We start from the raw sequence: 17476 nt of genomic DNA, 5'->3' as shown, positions 1-17476 counted from the left end.
GAAGATAGCGGGCTATCTGACGAAGAACAGGAGCGAAAAGGACCAAAAAATCGCCCAAAGCACACACGAAAACGGATACATCAAGCCAAGAAAAACTTTTTGGAGAAATACAAAACAGCTTCTTATATTTTGCGTGGTATGGAATTGTGTATTCGGGCAGGCAAACCCTGCCCCTACAAGTTAATTGGCAAGATGCAGAATTTATGAAAAATTAAGAGATTCTGTGTGCCTCTGTGCCTCTGTGGTGAGAAAATGCATAAATCTATACCGCATATAGTTTTGTACAGGCATGGCGGCACTGGCAGGCTTTCTTGGGTTTTCTTTACTTATTCTGTGGGTTTTGTACGATTATTCCGGAGTTTTTTATACTTTTGTATTCCGAAAATTAAAGCTAATTAGAAACGGACATGAATTTGACTGGAACTTTGAAAGCCAATCCCGTATGGCGGGAGGCGAAAGATTATTTGCTGATAGCCTTGGGCATGATGATGTACGGGATAGGGTGGACGGTGTTTTTGTTGCCCAACAACTTGCCTTCGGGAGCTGTGCCGGGTATTGCTTCTATTATTTACTGGGCAACAGGTTTCCCCGTACAATATACGTATTTGGCTATCAACGGATTTTTGCTGTTGCTGGCATTGAAGATTCTCGGGTTGAAGTTTTGCATAAAGACCATTTGGGCGGTAATTGTATTGACGGTCTTTCTGGCTGTTATCCAGAAGCTGGTTCAGGGAGGACTGATACATGATGAGCCGTTTATGGCTTGCGTGCTGGGAGCTTCGTTTTGTGGCGGTGGAATCGGCCTGGCATTTTCTGCAAACGGAAGTACAGGCGGCACAGACATCATTGCGGCCATTGTGAACAAATATCGCGACATCTCGCTGGGGAGGGTGATTCTGATGTGTGATGTCATTATCATTTCTTCCAGTTATCTGGTGTTGCATGATTGGGAGCGGGTGGTTTATGGTTACGTAGTCTTGTTTATCACCAGTTTTGTCATTGACCAGGTGGTGAACAGTGCACGCCAGTCGGTCCAGTTTTTCATCATATCCAATAAATACGAAGAAATCGGACACCGCATCAATAAAGACCTGCATCGGGGGGTGACATTTATCGATGGTGTAGGCTGCTATACGAACAATGGTGTAAAACTGATGTTTGTCTTGGCAAAAAAACGGGAGTCGAATACCATTTTCCGCCTGATAAAGGATATTGACCCTCATGCATTCGTTTCGCAGAGTGCGGTGATTGGTGTCTTTGGAGAAGGATTCGACCGGATCAAAGTAAAATGAAAAACTTTTTTAATCGAAATATCTATGACGACAACGAGTATTGAAATAGCGCGGCAGATGGCGGGCGATCACAATGTGGTGCTTGCTAAGGAAAGTGTTCACGCATTGGCTGATATTTTGGTCGGCAGGAAATACAAGAAAGGTGAAATGGTGCTGAATGAAGGCGAAGTATGTACTTGTGTGCGTTACATCGAGAAAGGTATGCTGCGCCAGTTCTATTTCAAGTATGGGAAGGATATGACCGAACATATTGCATACGAGAAAGGGGAGGTGGTTTGTCTGGAAAGCTATTTCCGTCAGGAGCCTACCCGTCTGATGATAGAAGCTTTGGAACCGACGGTGCTGTGGGAGATAGACAAGGCAGGCATCGACCGTTTATCAATAGAATATGCGGATATCGGGGTGCTGTATCGGAAGATTTTAGAGAATTCGTTGATAGAATCGCAGGTGAAGGCCGACACGTTGCGTTTCGAGTCTGCTCATGAACGTTATAACAAACTGTTCCAGCTGCATCCGGAAATCCTGAAGCGGGCACCATTGGTCTACATCGCTTCGCTGCTCCAGATGACTCCGGAAACCTTGAGCCGTGTACGTTCGGCAAGCCTGAACAGTTGAGATGTGCGTGATAAGTGATTTATGGGTCTGTAAAGAACTGGATATTTATGACATATGACTTGATTACCATATTAGGTCCTACCGCATCGGGAAAAACACCGCTTGCAGCGGCTTTGGCCCATCGTCTTCATACGGAAATCATCAGCGGTGACAGCCGTCAGGTGTATCGCAGGATGGATTTGGGGACCGGAAAAGACCTTGCTGACTATGTCGTAGACGGACACCGGATACCTTATCACTTGATAGATATTGCAGAACCTGGAACGAAATATAACGTTTTCGAGTTTCAGCACGATTTCCTGCAGGCATACGAGGATATCCGTTCGCGGGGAAAGCTTCCCGTCTTGTGCGGTGGAACAGGCATGTATCTGGAGTCTGTATTAAAAGGATACAAGTTGCTTCCTGTACCTGAAAATCCGGCATTGCGTGAAAGACTTGCCGGTAAATCATTGGAAGAGTTGACGGTTCTCCTTTCGACGTATAAGACTTTGCATAATTCTACCGATGTAGATACGGTGAAACGTGCCATTCGTGCCATCGAAATAGAAGAGTATTACCGCACGCAACCTGTCGATGCCCGGGATTTTCCGGAAATCCATAGTCTGATTATCGGGGTGGATATCGACCGTGATTTGCGTCGTAAAAAGATTACATACCGGTTGCGACAGCGTTTGGACGAAGGAATGGTGGACGAAGTACGGCGGTTGCTGGAAGAAGGCATTGCTCCGGAAGACCTGCTCTATTATGGACTGGAGTACAAATACCTTACCCTGTATGTAACGGGAGCCTTGACTTACGATGAGATGTTCCGTCAGTTGGAGATAGCTATCCATCAGTTTGCTAAACGGCAGATGACGTGGTTCCGGGGGATGGAGCGGCGCGGGTTTACCATTCATTGGATAGATGCTACGCGTCCGCTGGAAGAGAAAGTGGAGGAAATAATGAGATTGCTTGATACGAATCAAACCGAATATCCGTGAGATACCGGTAAGGTAGAAAATTTGGCAAATTGTGGACATTTATACAAATCAATAAATAAAGGATTATGGCAGTAGAACCTACCCGCTGGGGCGTAATATACAATCCGAAAGCCGGAAGCCGGAAAGCACAGAAGCGGTGGAAAGCAATTCGCGATTACATGGAGAGCCGGAACGTACAATTCGACTATGTGCAGTCGGAGGGATTTGGGTCGGTGGAGCGTTTGGCGCGCACCTTGGCTAATAACGGTTATCGCACCATTGTTGTGGTAGGTGGTGACGGAGCATTGAATGATGCGGTAAATGGCATTATGCTGTCTGATGCCGAGGACAGACATGACATTGCCTTGGGCATTATTCCCAATGGCATAGGGAATGACTTTGCCAAGTATTGGGGATTGGATTCGGATGATTATCGGGGGGCGGTCGATGTACTTATCAACCGTCGGTTGCGGAAGGTAGATGTAGGTGTGTTTGGTTATTACGACGGGCAGACGCATGTGAAGCGTTATTTCCTGAATGCAGTATATATCGGGTTGGGGGCGCGTATCGTTATCATCACCAATGAGACACGCCGGTTCTGGGGGATTCCTTTGTTCTCGTATCTCTCTTCATTGTTTTTGGTGGCTTTTGAGCGTAAGCTGTACCGGATGCATCTGAAAGTAAACGATGAACATATTCGTGGACGTCTGATGGCTGTGGCGATAGGAAGTGCACGGGGATATGGATTGACACCTAGTGCTGTGCCTTATAATGGATGGCTGGACGTATCACTGATATATCGCCCGGAATTGCGTCAGTTGGTGTCGGGCTTGTGGATGTTGCAGCAGGGAAGGCTTTTGAATCACAAGACTGTGAAGCCTTACCGTACACGACAGGTGAAAATCCTTCGGGCGCAAAATGCCGAAATCAGTCTGGACGGGCGTGTTTGGTTCGACCGTCATTTCCCTATCGAAATAACCATTGCTCCCGAAGCATTGACACTGATAATTCCGGAATAAGTGGCTGTACATAATAGTTGGTGTATATTGAAAAGAACTTAATTTTGCACACATATTTAACAATAGATAATATACAATGATACAGACAATAGATGACCTGGTCCGTTCGGATAATTTTTTTCTGTTGGCGGGACCGTGTGTAATTGAAGGCGAGGATATGGCGTTGCGCATAGCTGAGCGTGTGGTAAAAATAACCGACCGTTTGCATATACCTTATGTGTTCAAGGGTTCTTATCGTAAAGCGAACCGTTCGCGTCTGGATTCGTTTACTGGCATCGGCGATGAAAAAGCATTAAAGGTCTTGGCAAAAGTAAGAAGTACCTTTGGTGTGCCGGTAGTGACCGATATTCATGCGGCTGAAGAAGCCGGCATGGCTGCCGAATACGTGGATGTATTGCAAATACCTGCGTTTTTGTGTCGTCAGACCGATTTGCTGGTAGCGGCTGCCCGGACGGGCAAGATAGTTAATATTAAAAAAGGACAGTTCCTTTCTCCCGCTGCGATGCGTTTTGCAGCCGATAAGGTAGTGGAAGCTGGAAATCCGCAAGTGATGCTGACTGAAAGGGGAGTCACATTTGGTTATCATGACTTGATTGTCGATTATCGGGGGATTCCCGAAATGCAGGCTTTCGGGCATCCGGTCATACTGGATGTGACCCATTCGCTCCAGCAGCCCAATCAGGCTTCGGGCGTGACGGGAGGTATGCCCCAGCTGATAGAAACCATAGCCAAAGCCGGAGTGGCGGTAGGTGTGGATGGTTTGTTTATGGAGACGCACGAAGACCCTTCGGTGGCTAAAAGTGATGGGGCAAACATGCTGAAGCTCGATTTGCTGGAGGGTTTACTCGAAAAACTGGTGCGCATCCGTCAAAGTATCTTGTAAGAATCATTGTTTATGTTTCAATAAAAGAATATCTTTGCATCACGAAAACAAGATCTACGATTATTAAAAGACTAAAGATATGCTTACAATTAAACAAATTACAGAGGATACCGACAAGGTAATCCGTGGATTGGAGAAAAAGCATTTCGCAAATGCAAAAGAAACCATTGCCCAAGTGCTCGAACTGAACAGCAAGCGTCGTAATGCACAAGCTCAATTGGATAAGAATCTGGCAGAAGTAAATGCTACATCGAAAACCATCGGACAGTTGATGAAAGAAGGGAAGAAAGAAGAAGCCGAAACAGCCAAGGCACGTGTGTCAGAAATCAAGGAAACAAGCAAGGCTTTGCAGGCAGAAATGGATCAGGCTGCTGAAGACATGCAGAATTTGCTGTATACCATTCCCAATGTGCCTTACGAGGAAGTGCCCGAAGGTGCTGGTGCCGAAGATAATCTGGTAGTGAAAATGGGAGGCATGGAAACCGAACTTCCGAAAGACGCACTGCCTCATTGGGAGTTGGCAAAAAAATACAACCTGATTGATTTTGATTTGGGTGTGAAGATAACAGGAGCCGGCTTCCCGGTCTATCGGGGACAGGGGGCACGCTTACAACGTGCGCTCATCAATTTCTTTCTCGATGAAGCTCGTGCCGCTGGTTATGAAGAAATAATGCCTCCTACGGTGGTAAATGCTGCTTCGGGTTACGGAACGGGACAGTTGCCTGATAAAGAAGGGCAGATGTATCATTGCAACTTGGATGATTTGTACCTGATTCCGACAGCAGAAGTTCCCGTCACAAACATTTACCGCGACGTGATACTTGATGAAAAGCAGTTACCCATCAAGAATTGTGCTTATACCGAATGTTTCCGTCGTGAAGCAGGTTCATATGGCAAAGATGTGCGTGGCCTAAACCGTTTGCACGAGTTTTCAAAAGTAGAACTGGTGCGCATTGATACCCCCGAACATTCCCGCCAGTCGCATCAGGAGATGCTCGATCACGTAGAAGGTTTGCTGAAGAAACTGGAATTACCTTATCGTATTCTGCGTTTGTGCGGAGGTGACATCAGCTTTACTGCTGCTATCTGTTACGATTTCGAAGTTTACTCGGAAGCTCAGAAACGTTGGCTGGAAGTAAGCTCGGTATCCAATTTTGATACGTATCAGGCAAACCGTTTGAAGTGCCGTTATCGTACTGCCAATAAGAAGACAGAGCTTTGTCACACGCTGAATGGTTCGGCACTTGCCTTGCCGCGTATTGTGGCAGCCCTGCTCGAAAACAACCAGACGCCGGAAGGTATCCGTATTCCGAAAGCATTGGTTCCGTATTGCGGATTCGATATGATTAAGTAAGAAGCTGTTTTGAATTTCTCCAAAAAGTTTTTCTTGGCTTGATGTATCCGTTTTCGTGTGTGCTTTGGGCGATTTTTTGGTCCTTTCCGCTCCTGTTCTTCGTCAGATAGCCCGCTATCTTCCTTATCACAGAAGCGAAAATGCCTCAAAAACTCATCCCAAATCATCGCACGATAAATTCAAAACAGCTTCTAAAAAGTATATTTGATTTTCCTTTGAACACAGAAACCCTAAGACACGGAGTTTAATCTATCAGATTGTTTTCGTGTCTTTGTGTTTCTGTGTTTTTTTCAGAGCTTTTCAATTATTCGTTTTCTTACAGTTTGTTCAGGATGCGGTCCATTACCCAGTTGGTGGGAGTGGCGCTTATGCCGTCGCATGTACAGATGGCTTTTCCTTGCAGATGCTCCACTACGGCTTTGATTAGCGGAAGCTGCACATAGGACGGATTTTGTGGAAGGATTTCCTCACGTCCATGTTCCGTATGTAAGCCGATAGGCTCGTAGGTAAAGACAGAGAAGCAAATCATTCCTTTGTCACCAATAATTTCAATGCGGTCTTCTTTTGCCGATTCGTGAGCAACAAAACACCACGAGCCGGAACCAGGCAATCCGGATTCGAACTTAAAGCAAGCACTGATGGTGTCTTCTGCCTGGTATAGTCCGCCACGGTTGCTCTTATATCCTTCTGCTTCCAGGATGCATCCGAACATTTCCTGCAGTAAATCCAGCTGGTGGGGAGCCAGATCATAGAAATAACCTCCTCCGGCAATGTCGGGCTGTACACGCCATGGCAGGTTGGTGCTGTTATAATCCAAGTCGCGTGGAGGCTGTGCAAAACGTATTTGTACATTGATGACATTTCCTATCTTGCCTTCTTCTACCAGTTGACGAACCTTTTGGAAATAGGGTAAATAGCGGCGATAATAGGCTACAAAGCAAGGTACACCTGTTTCTTGTGAGATGCGGTTGATACGTGCACAGTCTTCGTAGGTGGCTGCCATAGGTTTTTCAATGTATACAGGTTTTCCTGCCTTCATGGCCATAATGGCAAAGGTGGCATGTGAAGAGGGAGGCGTGGCGATGTAAATGGCGTTTACATCCTCGTCACCTATCAGTTCTTGCGCATCAGTATACCAGCGAGGAATGTTGTGTCGGTGTGCATACGATTTTACTTTTTCTTCATCGCGGCTCATGACGGCAACAACACGTGAACCGTCTATCATATTGAAAGCGGGACCACTCTTTTTTTCGGTCACTTCGCCACAACCGATGAATCCCCAGTTTACCTTGTCTAATTGCATAGTTTTCAAGTTTTGTTTTTCAGTTAACTTATTAATTGGTCTATATTTGTATATCACATGGAGAGAATTAAAACAGGCTCTAAAGTATCTGTGTATCTTCTTCTTCTGTGATGAGATGTCATTAAAAGTATTTGTTGTACAGTTTCTTGTAAGAGGCGGTTTTGCTGTACCGTTCAAGCCAATGGTTGAGGGTATCCAGCAAGGCAGGCGAATGCTTGTTTACGCCCCAGGCATAAAATTGCGTGAAACTGATAGCTGTATTGATGTCAAGGTTTGGGAAGCGTTCCTGCAAAGAGCGGGCGATGCTTTCATCGCATACGGCATAGTCGATGTCTTTTCCTGCCACCATGGCAAGAAGCTGTTCAGGTCCGTATTGTTCCACTTCCTGGATGTAGATGGTATCGGCTATTTCACTGATAAGGTTGTGGAGCCGGAGCAATGCCGGAGAACCTTTGATGACATGCAATTGTTTGTGTGCCAGGTCGAGCTGGCTGCGGATATAAGTGCTGTCTTGTTTGTTTTCGGGTTTTCGCTGTACCAGCACTTGTTTGCTTAACGTCAACGGACGGGTAAAGAGCAATGTGTCTTTCGATTGGGATGTGATAACGGTTCCTGTCGCCAGAAGATCGTATTTTCCTTTAGTGACACCTGCAAGTCGTTTCTCAAAGCTCATTTCTGGAGTTATTTCCAGTTTCAGGTGTTTGTCAGAGGCAAAAGCATTCAGCAGTTCATAATCGAATCCTTGCAGCGTGTCTCTGTTTATGTGGTAGCTGATAGCGTTGTATTCGGTCACTGCACGCAACACGCCCGATTGAACAATTTCGGCATAGTCGCGAGGGGAATAGGCAGGACTATTTTCTTTCTGTGTGCCGAACACAATAAATCCTGCAACAATAACTATTGCCACAATGCTGTATCGGATGAAGGGTTTGCCTTTCTGCATAATGTACGGGTTTTTAGTCAAAGAAGTTCCACGATATGCCGATTTTGAACAGGCGCGGATTCAGTGGGTAGTGGGGAGCCAGGAAATAACTGTGGGTCCCTTGTCCTTGAATCAGGTTGTACATCATCAAGAAGATACGCGTGCGTTTCAGGTGCAGGTTGATGTAACCGTTCACTAAAGGATAGTTCCCTAATTTGTAGCGCGTGTCTTTGTTTTGCAGATAGAATTGACCGATTGCCGGCGCATAGTCGGGGGCATAATATTCGGTGAAATAGCGCACGTCGGCACCCATTTCTACTTTCAAAACCTTCTTTGCCAGCCCGAAGCTGAGGTAGAGGTTATGGTACAAGACCAGTTTCGGCAATGGAAGGATGTCTTGGTTGCTTGAAGTCTGGTAAGTCACTTCGTTATCCAGGTGAAAAATACCCAGTTTGAAATCTTGCCGGAGCGATGCGCTGAATACCTGGATGCTCCCCGAGTGTTGGGCTACTCCTAGATTGTTCAGGTAATGAGTTGTGGTTCCACTTTCGTTGCTGCTGCCAGTTCCGTCTCCGCTACTGCCTTGTCCGTCACTTACCGAAAGGTTATCGAGATAAGTATAGTTGGTGATGTTTTCTACACCAGCTTTCAGTTGCGTACGCCAACGGTCAATGCTGAGTTGTCCTTCAATGCGGGTACGCATCATTTTCGAAAGGTCGTTATTGTCCCACCAATAATGTTTCGAGTGGAAATGACGATAGTAGAATGTCGGGTTTTGGTTCTTGATATAGGCATTTGCCTGTAAACGGACGGTATCATTGAACAGGCGGAAGTTCATGTTTCCGCGTCCTTCCACTGAAAATGCTCCGGCATCTTCACCTATCAGTGCAAATTCACCCGTTACGTTATAATGGAACATTTTGCCTTGTTCTTTGATGAGTTGTCCTCCCACAGAAATGACATTTTCCGTATAATCTGTAGGAATACGTTGTCCGGGAGTTCCGGCGATGGTGTCGGTCATCGTAAAGCGGCGGAATTCGTGGGTGACGAAAGCGGTGAGGCCGGCTTTTGCCCATTTGTTGAATCCCTCGCGCAGTGATATGCCGAGCGTGTTCTTTACTGCCAGATAGTCTGTCTTGTCACGTTCTATGTCGGGCAAGAAATTATTTAGAAAGTATTCCGTGTTCTCTGTTTCATCTTGTGAGATATATTGGCGTCTTGCCACGTCTACTTTCACCGTGTGCATGAAACTGGTGACAGGTACGAATACCTGTGTGTTGGTTGTATCGTTTTCGTCCGGATTGTCACGGTAGAATCCTAAGTTATACCGATGAGTCAGGAAAGCATGGTATCCTGTGTTGTGGTTCCATATGGCACTCAGGTTGGTCGGGATTTCGCTATTGGCGTATGTACGTCCTCCTTCAGCCATATCCAGCGGCGCACTGACGTAACGATCATCGGTGATACCGCCGTTTTCGGCTACCTTCAAGTTGTCGTTGATGAAGCTGAAATGCATATTGTATTTGTCACCCAGATAGTAGGCAAATAGGTTTCCGTTGAATAAAGCTGTTGACTGGTGGGCGTATTTCCCTCGTCCGTACACATAGTCGATGTTGAACCCGAATCCCAGCCGTTTGTTGGCATTCACGGCAAAATAGGCTTTGAAACGTTCTTCTCCGTCGCGGCTGCTACCTTGTTTATAATAAGTCAAGTTGACAAAGGGCGACTTGGTGTTTGTGTATGTTACGTCTTGCGGTTGTAACACAGTGTAATCGTAAGGGTCGAAAAAGAAGAACTGGCTGGCATCTTTACGGTCGAAAAACACATGAGCAATACGGGGAGCTCCCAAGTTCCCCAAATAGGTATAATGTCCGTAAGGCCCTCCTGTATCGTTCGTGTTTTGGAAGCCATGCTGCAAAGTATCGACAGGCACTTCGGTACGGTTTCCGAAACGGGCATCAATTTTCCACGATGTCAGCCCGATGGGAATGGTGCTGGCATCGTTAACGGCGGTCGTGTCTATCGGATTCCCGTTTCGGTCGTACATATCTCGGTCTGTACCTGATGCCGAACTTCCGAATTGGTTGGATAACGTGTTCTGTGCGGACAGTTTGCCGCATATCAGTGCTATGATTGCTATAAAAAGTATCTTCCTCATAATGGGGACAAAGATATAAAAGAAAAACGAAACAAGGGATAACTTAGGGGCAGATTTGCAGATATTCGTCATTGTTAAACAGGGCAAATGCATCTAAGAAGCTATTTTGAATTTCTCCAAAAAGTTTTATTGAATATCCGCATTCCACCCGATTGCCATGTAGGGGCATATCGCATACGCCCAAAACATTCACGTGGATTAGTTGATGCATTCGGACGTATGCGATATGCCCCTACATAGGATGGCTGCGGATATTCAAAACAATTCCTTAATCTGGGTTACTTCATTTCCTTGATGATGTCCATGCCGATGTGGATAGCTTCTTCATTCATTGGAATCAGGCTGTGATGACGTTCGGGAAGTGTCTTGTACAAGGCTTTTACCACACTTGCGATGGATACAATGGGACGGATTTTCAGCAGTCCGCCTAATACAATCATGTTGAAAGTCTTTGCCATCTTCCGTTCGTTGGCTTCGTCCATGGCGTTGATGCGATAGACGTGGATATCTTTGCGGGTAGGCGGATTGATTATGCCGTAGCCGTCGTAAATCAGTACGCCGCCAGGTTTCACTTTACTTTCGAACTTTGCCAGAGAAGGTTGGTTCAAGATGATGGCGGTATCGTATTTGCTCAGAATCGGAGAAGATATGCGTTCGTCGCTCACGATGACCGTGACGTTGGCGGTTCCTCCGCGTTGTTCGGGGCCATAGGCAGGCATCCAGGTCACTTCTTTGCCTTCCATCAGACCGGAGTAGGCAAGGATTTTTCCCATCGACAATACGCCTTGGCCTCCGAATCCAGCTATAATGATTTCTTCTGTCATATTGTTTTGAGTTTTTAAGTTTTTTAGTTTTTAAGTCTTTAAGTTCTTGAGTTTTTTAGTTCTATAGTTCTTAAGTTTGCAAATAAAATGCTGTCAGTATTGCAGAGCTTAAAAACTCAAGAACTTAAAAACTCAAATCGTCGTATCTTTCAAGTCGCCCAGCGGGTAGAAAGGAAACATGTGTTCTTCCATCCATTTGTTGGCTGCTTCGGGAGTCATTTTCCAGCCCGAGCTGCAGGTCGACACGATTTCTACCAGGCTGGAACCTTTGCCCTGCATCGAGTTTTCGAAAGCTTTGCGGATAGCTTTCTTCGCCTTGCGGATAGCTGCAACGGTGTGCACAGACTGGCGGGTGACATAGCAAGTGCCTTGCAGGGTGGCTGCTATTTCGGTCATCTTCAGCGGATAACCGTGGATTTCCGGATTACGTCCGTAGGGGCAAGTGGCGGTTTTCATGCCGACGAGAGTGGTAGGCGCCATTTGTCCACCTGTCATACCGTAAATGGCATTGTTGATAAAAATGATGGCGATGTTATCACCACGGTTCAGGGCGTGAATGCTTTCGGCAGTTCCGATACATGCCAGGTCGCCATCGCCTTGATATGTGAATACCAGGCGGTCGGGCCACAAGCGCTTGATGGCTCCTGCCAATGCGGGTGCACGTCCGTGTGCGGCTTCCTGGCAGTCGATGTCCAGGTAATTATACATAAAGACGGCACATCCTACAGGGCTGATGCCGATGGCTTTTTCAGTCATGCCCATTTCGTCGATGACTTCAGCTATCAGCTTGTGTACGACTCCATGGCTGCATCCCGGGCAGTAGTGCATCGGGTTGTCGTTCAATAAACGAGGTTTCTGGTAAACCAGGTTTTCGGGTTTTACGATATCTTCTTTTGTCATAGTTTTCCTCCTTGTCGATTACGTTGAGAGAATCGGAGCGCGTACTCTATCATTTTTATAATGATGGATGTCGCACATACGTAGAAAAATACGGTCTGGTTGACATCTGTAAAGAACAGGATGATAGTAGCCACTGCACCTATCATAAAAACAATGTTCAGTACGGTTCTGATCTGGTTTATCTTGTTCATAATCGGTTACTTGTTGTTGATGAGTTTTTCTTTCAATGATTCGATGACTTCATCCGGGTCGGGAACGATTCCTCCCAGGCGCCCGAAGTGCTCGACCGGAATGCGGCATTCCACAGACAGCTTGACGTCTTCAATCATCTGTCCGCTGTTCAGTTCGACGACGAGGATGCCTTTCATTTGCCGTGCTCTTTCCTTCAGGGCTTCTCCAGGGAACGGCCACAAGGTGATGGGGCGGAACAAGCCAACTTTGATGCCTTCCTCGCGGGCGTGCTCCATTGATTTCTGGGCGATACGGGCACATGAGCCGAAAGCTACAATCAGGTATTCGGCATCTTCGCAATCTATTTCTTCGTAACGGGTTTCATGTGCCGTTATTTCTGCGTATTTGGCTTGCAGGTGCAGGTTGCGCTGTTCCATTACCGCAGGGTCAAGTTCTAACGAAGTGATAATGTTGGGCTTGCGTCCTTTACGTCCTGTGGTAGCCCATGGACATTGGGCAATGATTTCTTCTTCGGTGCGGCGCGGACGAGGTTCGGGAAGTACGACTTTCTCCATCATTTGTCCGATGACACCGTCGGCAAGAATCATGGCCGGGTTCCGGTATTTAAAAGCCAGTTCGAATGCCAACCCTACGAAATCGGCCATCTCCTGTACCGATGCCGGAGCCAGTGCGATGACATGATAGTCGCCGTGTCCGCCTCCTTTGGTGGTCTGGAAATAATCTGCCTGGCTGGGCTGGATGGTACCCAGTCCGGGTCCTCCTCGCATTACGTTTACTATCAGGCACGGAAGTTCGGCACCTGCAATGTAAGAGATTCCTTCCTGTTTCAGGCTGACGCCCGGGCTGGAGGAGGAAGTCATTACCATCTTGCCGCTTCCGGCACCTCCATATACCATATTAATAGCTGCCACTTCGCTTTCTGCCTGCAAGACGACCATACCGGTTGTCTCCCATGGCTTTAGTTCGGCGAGAGTTTCCAATACTTCCGATTGGGGAGTGATAGGATAGCCGAAGTAACCGTCCACGCCGAACCGGATGGCCGCACGGGCGATGGCTTCGTTTCCTTTCATTAAAACTACTTCTTCTGCCATATCTTTTTAAATTTTTATAGTTGACTAGGTCTTAGGTACTAGTTGACTAGGTCTGGAATTGTTTTACTACGGTATTTAAAACCTAGTCAACTCGTACCTGGTCACCTGGTTACCTGTTTTTAAAAACTTACGCTTCTTTTGCCCTGTATACTGTCAGACAAGCGTCCGGACATACGATGGCGCACGAAGAACAACCGTTGCAGGTGTCTTCCAGGGTCTGTTGTACGTAATTATATCCTTTTTGATTTACTTTTTTGGTAAGCGACAATACATGCAACGGACAGGCAACCACGCATAGGTTGCACCCTTTGCAGCGTTCTGTATTCACGATTACCACACCTTTCATCTTAGCCATAGTAAAATTACCTTATTCTTATTGATTAAACATGTCTTTGTTATAAAATTCCAGGATATCCATCACCATGCGCCGGGCTTCGGATGCCGGACTGTCGGGATTGAGGGCAATGGCTTCCTGATAATTGTTCAGGGCTCCTTGCCAGTCGCCTTGCTTGCGGAACGCATTCCCCAGCAGGTAGTAGGCATAGTCGGCATTGTCCGGATGCTGGGCCAGGAGCTCGTTCAGTTCTTGGATGGCTGCGTCAATCTCTCCATCGTCAATCTTGCTTTTAATCTCTTTCAGTCTTTCTGTCATGGTTATGATTTGTCTTTCCGGCAAAGATAGTCTTTATTTTTTATTATTTCCTACGTGGACTGGAAATATTTTCGAAAGAGTAGTGGGGAAAGAGTTTTTATGCGTGGGTGAAAATAAGTGCATGTGCCGTTGGAAGTATATGCGTGGCCCGATGAAAACGTATGTGTGGAAGATTGCATATATTATCCTTATGGATGCGCATATTCGTTGTATGGGAGGTCGCTGGACGGGGGTAGGAAAGATTGGATTTTGGCTTTGGCTTTCATGTTGTAAAAGAATTACAGCCGAAATCGTAGGTAATCTCGCAAAAAAGTAGCATCTTTGCACTATGAATTGGATAGAACAGGTTACGATACTGGATTTGTTGATAAAAGGGTTTATAGTGGGAGTGGTGGTTTCCGCTCCGCTGGGGCCTGTGGGCGTTCTTTGTATTCAGCGTACATTGAATAAAGGACGCTGGTTTGGCTTTGTGACAGGACTGGGGGCGGCACTGAGCGATATTTGCTATGCGTTGCTTACGGGATACGGCATGAGCTTTATGGACGAGCTTATTCTGAAGCATCAGATTTTTCTGCAAGTGGTGGGCAGTATCATGTTGCTGGCTTTCGGCATTTATACGTTCCGGAGTAATCCGGTGAAGGCGCTTCGGCCTTCGTCGGGTAAAAGAGGAACTTACCTGCACAATTTTGTGACCGCCTTTTTTGTCACCTTTTCCAATCCATTGATTATCTTCCTGTTCATCGGACTCTTTGCCCGGTTCTCATTCGTGATGCCGGGTAGCCCTATCGGCTTTCAGCTGGTGGGCTATCTTGCCATTATTATGGGAGCGGTAAGCTGGTGGTTCAGCATCACTTATTTTGTGAACAAGGTGCGCACGCGGTTTAATGTGAGGGGCATCTGGATGCTGAACCGTATCATTGGTGTGGCGGTGATTGTAGCGGCGATGGTGGGATTCGTGCTGGCTGCTACCGGAAAATCTTTCTCTTGACAGATACGATAAGAATATGTATATTTCCCGACAACTTAAACAACAGAATATTGCAGAATACTTGCTCTATATGTGGCAGGTGGAAGACTTGATTCGTGCCAACGGTTGCGATATCGGACAGATACGGCGGAATGTCGTCGACACGTATCCTTCTCTGACCGACCCACAAAGGCAAGAGTTGACGCAATGGTATGAAGACTTGATTAATATGATGCACGATGAAGGCGTGATGCAGAAGGGGCATTTGCAAATCAATAAGAACATCATCGTATGGCTGACCGACCTGCATCTGCGTTTGCTTCGCTCGCCTAAATTCCCTTACTATAGCGCAGCTTATTACAAGGCTCTGCCTTTTATTGTAGAGCTTCGGGCAAAGGGGGCGGACAGGGACGTGCCTGAACTGGAGACGTGCTTCGATGCCATGTATGGCGTATGGATGCTGAAACTGCAAAAGAAAGAGGTGAGTGAAGATACGCAGAAGGCGGTGAAAGCAATCAGTGATTTGCTGGCTATGCTTGCCGGTTATTATATAAAGGAGAAAAAAGGGGAATTGGATTTAGACTGATATTGTAGAAAAATAAGAAATATGGCAAATCAGGAAATAGAAAGAAGAAGAACATTTGCGATTATTGCACATCCGGATGCCGGTAAGACTTCGTTGACGGAAAAACTGTTGCTTTTCGGAGGGCAGATTCAGGTGGCAGGTGCTGTAAAATCGAACAAGATTAAGAAAACCGCTACCTCCGATTGGATGGATATTGAGAAGCAGCGTGGTATTTCGGTCACTACATCGGTGATGGAGTTTGATTATCGGGATTACAAAGTAAATATCCTTGATACACCTGGTCACCAGGACTTTGCGGAGGATACATACCGTACGCTTACGGCGGTGGATAGCGTAATCATCGTGGTGGACGGGGCGAAAGGTGTGGAAACGCAGACACGCAAGCTGATGGAAGTGTGCCGTATGCGCAACACGCCGGTGATTATTTTCGTCAACAAGATGGACCGTGAGGCTAAAGACCCGTTCGACCTGCTGGACGAGCTGGAAGAAGAACTCGTTATCAATGTGCGTCCCTTGACCTGGCCTATCGAAAGCGGACCGCGTTTCAAGGGTGTATATAACATTTATGAGAAGAAGCTGAACCTGTTCCAGCCTTCCAAGCAAGTGGTGACGGAGAAGGTGGAAGTGGATATCCATACCGAAGAGCTTGATAACCACATCGGCGCTCCTTTGGCTGAAAAACTGCGCAACGATTTGGAATTGATAGAAGGCGTATATCCCGAATTTGATGTCAATGAATACTTGAAAGGTGAACTGGCACCTGTATTTTTCGGTTCTGCATTAAATAATTTTGGCGTACAGGAATTGTTGGACTGCTTCGTGGAAATTGCTCCCAGTCCCCGGCCGGTACAGGCAGAGGAACGTGTGGTAATGCCCGACGAGCCTAAATTTACCGGATTCATTTTTAAGATTACGGCAAACATTGACCCTAACCATCGTTCGTGCGTGGCTTTCTGTAAGGTATGTTCGGGTAAGTTTACACGAAATACGCCGTATTTGCATGTGCGGCAAGGCAAGACAATGCGTTTTTCTTCACCCACTCAGTTTATGGCTCAGCGCAAGACCACAGTAGATGAAGCGTGGGCAGGCGATATTATCGGTTTGCCGGATAACGGTACGTTCAAGATTGGCGACACGCTGACCGAAGGCGAACAGTTGCATTTTAAGGGATTGCCCAGTTTTTCGCCTGAAATGTTTAAGTACATCGAAAATGCAGACCCGATGAAGACCAAGCAATTAAATAAGGGTATTGACCAATTGATGGACGAAGGTGTGGCGCAATTGTTCATCAATCAGTTTAACGGACGTAAGCTGATAGGCACGGTAGGGCAGTTGCAGTTCGAGGTAATCCAGTATCGTCTGGAGAACGAATACAACGCAAAGTGCCGTTGGGAGCCGGTCAGCCTGTACAAGGCTTGCTGGATAGAAAGCGATGATATGGACGAACTGGAAGCATTCAAGAAACGGAAGTTCCAGTATATGGCAAAAGACCGCGAAGGGCGTGATGTCTTCCTTGCCGACAGCGGATATGTGCTACAAATGGCTCAGAATGATTTCAAGCACATCAAGTTTCATTTCACCAGCGAGTTCTGATTTGTTTTTCACCACAGATTACACGGATTTAGAAGCTGTTTTGAATTTATCGTGCGCTGATTTGGGATGAGTTTTTGAGGCATTTCCGCTTCTGTGATGAGGAAGATAGCGGGCTATCTGACGAAGAACAGGAGCGAAAAGGACCAAAAAATCGCCCAAAGCACAC

General features: G+C 46.5%; 19 protein-coding genes. 10 read left to right on the top strand and 9 right to left on the bottom strand.

Annotation, left to right across the window (positions count from 1 at the left end; genetic code table 11):
* The 7 genes from B5F71_RS15185 to serS all read left to right on the top strand — a co-directional run.
* Positions 1–207: hypothetical protein (locus B5F71_RS15185; protein ID WP_158098114.1), on the top strand; the 207-nt coding region annotated here is incomplete at its 5' end.
* 200 nt (positions 208–407) lie between these two features.
* Positions 408–1292 (top strand): YitT family protein, encoded by an 885-nt coding sequence (locus B5F71_RS15180; protein ID WP_022041205.1) that lies wholly within the window; start codon positions 408–410, stop codon positions 1290–1292.
* Between the two features lie 24 nt (positions 1293–1316).
* A complete protein-coding gene (locus B5F71_RS15175; RefSeq protein WP_087211882.1) occupies positions 1317–1907 on the top strand; it encodes a Crp/Fnr family transcriptional regulator in 591 nt (196 codons plus the stop codon).
* Positions 1908–1954: 47 nt separating this feature from the next.
* Positions 1955–2887: a tRNA (adenosine(37)-N6)-dimethylallyltransferase MiaA gene (gene miaA / locus B5F71_RS15170; RefSeq protein WP_022041207.1), complete on the top strand. Its 933-nt coding sequence runs from the start codon at positions 1955–1957 to the stop codon at positions 2885–2887.
* A 65-nt stretch (positions 2888–2952) separates the two neighbouring features.
* Positions 2953–3885, top strand: coding sequence for a YegS/Rv2252/BmrU family lipid kinase (locus B5F71_RS15165; RefSeq protein WP_022041208.1), 933 nt, complete (start codon positions 2953–2955; stop codon positions 3883–3885).
* A 76-nt stretch (positions 3886–3961) separates the two neighbouring features.
* Positions 3962–4768: a 3-deoxy-8-phosphooctulonate synthase gene (gene kdsA, locus B5F71_RS15160; protein WP_087211879.1), complete on the top strand. Its 807-nt coding sequence runs from the start codon at positions 3962–3964 to the stop codon at positions 4766–4768.
* Positions 4769–4847: 79 nt separating this feature from the next.
* Positions 4848–6122 (top strand): serine--tRNA ligase, encoded by a 1275-nt coding sequence (gene serS / locus B5F71_RS15155; RefSeq protein ID WP_022041210.1) that lies wholly within the window; start codon positions 4848–4850, stop codon positions 6120–6122.
* A 316-nt stretch (positions 6123–6438) separates the two neighbouring features.
* On the opposite strand, the gene B5F71_RS15150 is transcribed toward serS, so the two are convergent.
* The 9 genes from B5F71_RS15150 to B5F71_RS15110 all read right to left on the bottom strand — a co-directional run bounded on the left by B5F71_RS15150 (position 6439) and on the right by B5F71_RS15110 (position 14164).
* On the bottom strand, positions 6439–7425 hold the full coding sequence (locus B5F71_RS15150; protein WP_022041211.1) for a Gfo/Idh/MocA family oxidoreductase: 987 nt from the start codon (positions 7423–7425) through the stop codon (positions 6439–6441).
* A 121-nt stretch (positions 7426–7546) separates the two neighbouring features.
* Positions 7547–8368, bottom strand: a complete 822-nt coding sequence (locus B5F71_RS15145; RefSeq protein WP_087211876.1) for a transporter substrate-binding domain-containing protein — start codon at positions 8366–8368, stop codon at positions 7547–7549.
* Positions 8369–8381: 13 nt separating this feature from the next.
* Positions 8382–10505 (bottom strand): putative porin, encoded by a 2124-nt coding sequence (locus tag B5F71_RS15140; RefSeq protein WP_087211888.1) that lies wholly within the window; start codon positions 10503–10505, stop codon positions 8382–8384.
* Between the two features lie 278 nt (positions 10506–10783).
* A complete protein-coding gene (locus tag B5F71_RS15135; protein ID WP_022041214.1) occupies positions 10784–11329 on the bottom strand; it encodes a 2-oxoacid:acceptor oxidoreductase family protein in 546 nt (181 codons plus the stop codon).
* A gap of 132 nt (positions 11330–11461) precedes the next feature.
* On the bottom strand, positions 11462–12229 hold the full coding sequence (locus B5F71_RS15130; protein WP_022041215.1) for a thiamine pyrophosphate-dependent enzyme: 768 nt from the start codon (positions 12227–12229) through the stop codon (positions 11462–11464).
* Complete coding sequence (locus B5F71_RS15125; RefSeq protein WP_022041216.1) at positions 12226–12420, bottom strand: hypothetical protein; 195 nt, start codon at positions 12418–12420, stop codon at positions 12226–12228. The genes B5F71_RS15130 and B5F71_RS15125 overlap by 4 nt, the downstream gene beginning before the upstream one ends.
* 6 nt (positions 12421–12426) lie before the next feature.
* Positions 12427–13512, bottom strand: coding sequence for a 3-methyl-2-oxobutanoate dehydrogenase subunit VorB (locus tag B5F71_RS15120; RefSeq protein ID WP_022041217.1), 1086 nt, complete (start codon positions 13510–13512; stop codon positions 12427–12429).
* Positions 13513–13639: 127 nt separating this feature from the next.
* On the bottom strand, positions 13640–13867 hold the full coding sequence (locus tag B5F71_RS15115) for a 4Fe-4S binding protein (protein ID WP_022041218.1): 228 nt from the start codon (positions 13865–13867) through the stop codon (positions 13640–13642).
* Positions 13868–13885: 18 nt separating this feature from the next.
* On the bottom strand, positions 13886–14164 hold the full coding sequence (locus tag B5F71_RS15110; RefSeq protein ID WP_087211873.1) for a tetratricopeptide repeat protein: 279 nt from the start codon (positions 14162–14164) through the stop codon (positions 13886–13888).
* A 328-nt stretch (positions 14165–14492) separates the two neighbouring features.
* On the opposite strand from B5F71_RS15110, the gene B5F71_RS15100 reads away from it, so the two are divergent.
* From B5F71_RS15100 to B5F71_RS15090, 3 genes are read left to right on the top strand one after another with little or no spacing between them, the layout of a single operon-like run.
* A complete protein-coding gene (locus B5F71_RS15100; RefSeq protein WP_087211866.1) occupies positions 14493–15152 on the top strand; it encodes a LysE family transporter in 660 nt (219 codons plus the stop codon).
* Positions 15153–15168: 16 nt separating this feature from the next.
* A complete protein-coding gene (locus B5F71_RS15095; protein ID WP_022041221.1) occupies positions 15169–15717 on the top strand; it encodes a DUF4924 family protein in 549 nt (182 codons plus the stop codon).
* A 21-nt stretch (positions 15718–15738) separates the two neighbouring features.
* The gene (locus tag B5F71_RS15090) at positions 15739–17310 is read left to right on the top strand and encodes a peptide chain release factor 3 (protein ID WP_022041222.1); all 1572 of its coding nucleotides are present in this window, start codon (positions 15739–15741) and stop codon (positions 17308–17310) included.
* Positions 17311–17476 lie beyond the last annotated feature (166 nt).

The organism is Bacteroides sp. An269 (genome assembly GCF_002159755.1).
Taxonomy (GTDB): domain Bacteria; phylum Bacteroidota; class Bacteroidia; order Bacteroidales; family Bacteroidaceae; genus Phocaeicola; species Phocaeicola intestinalis.
This window is presented reverse-complemented; position numbering and strand designations above follow the sequence as displayed.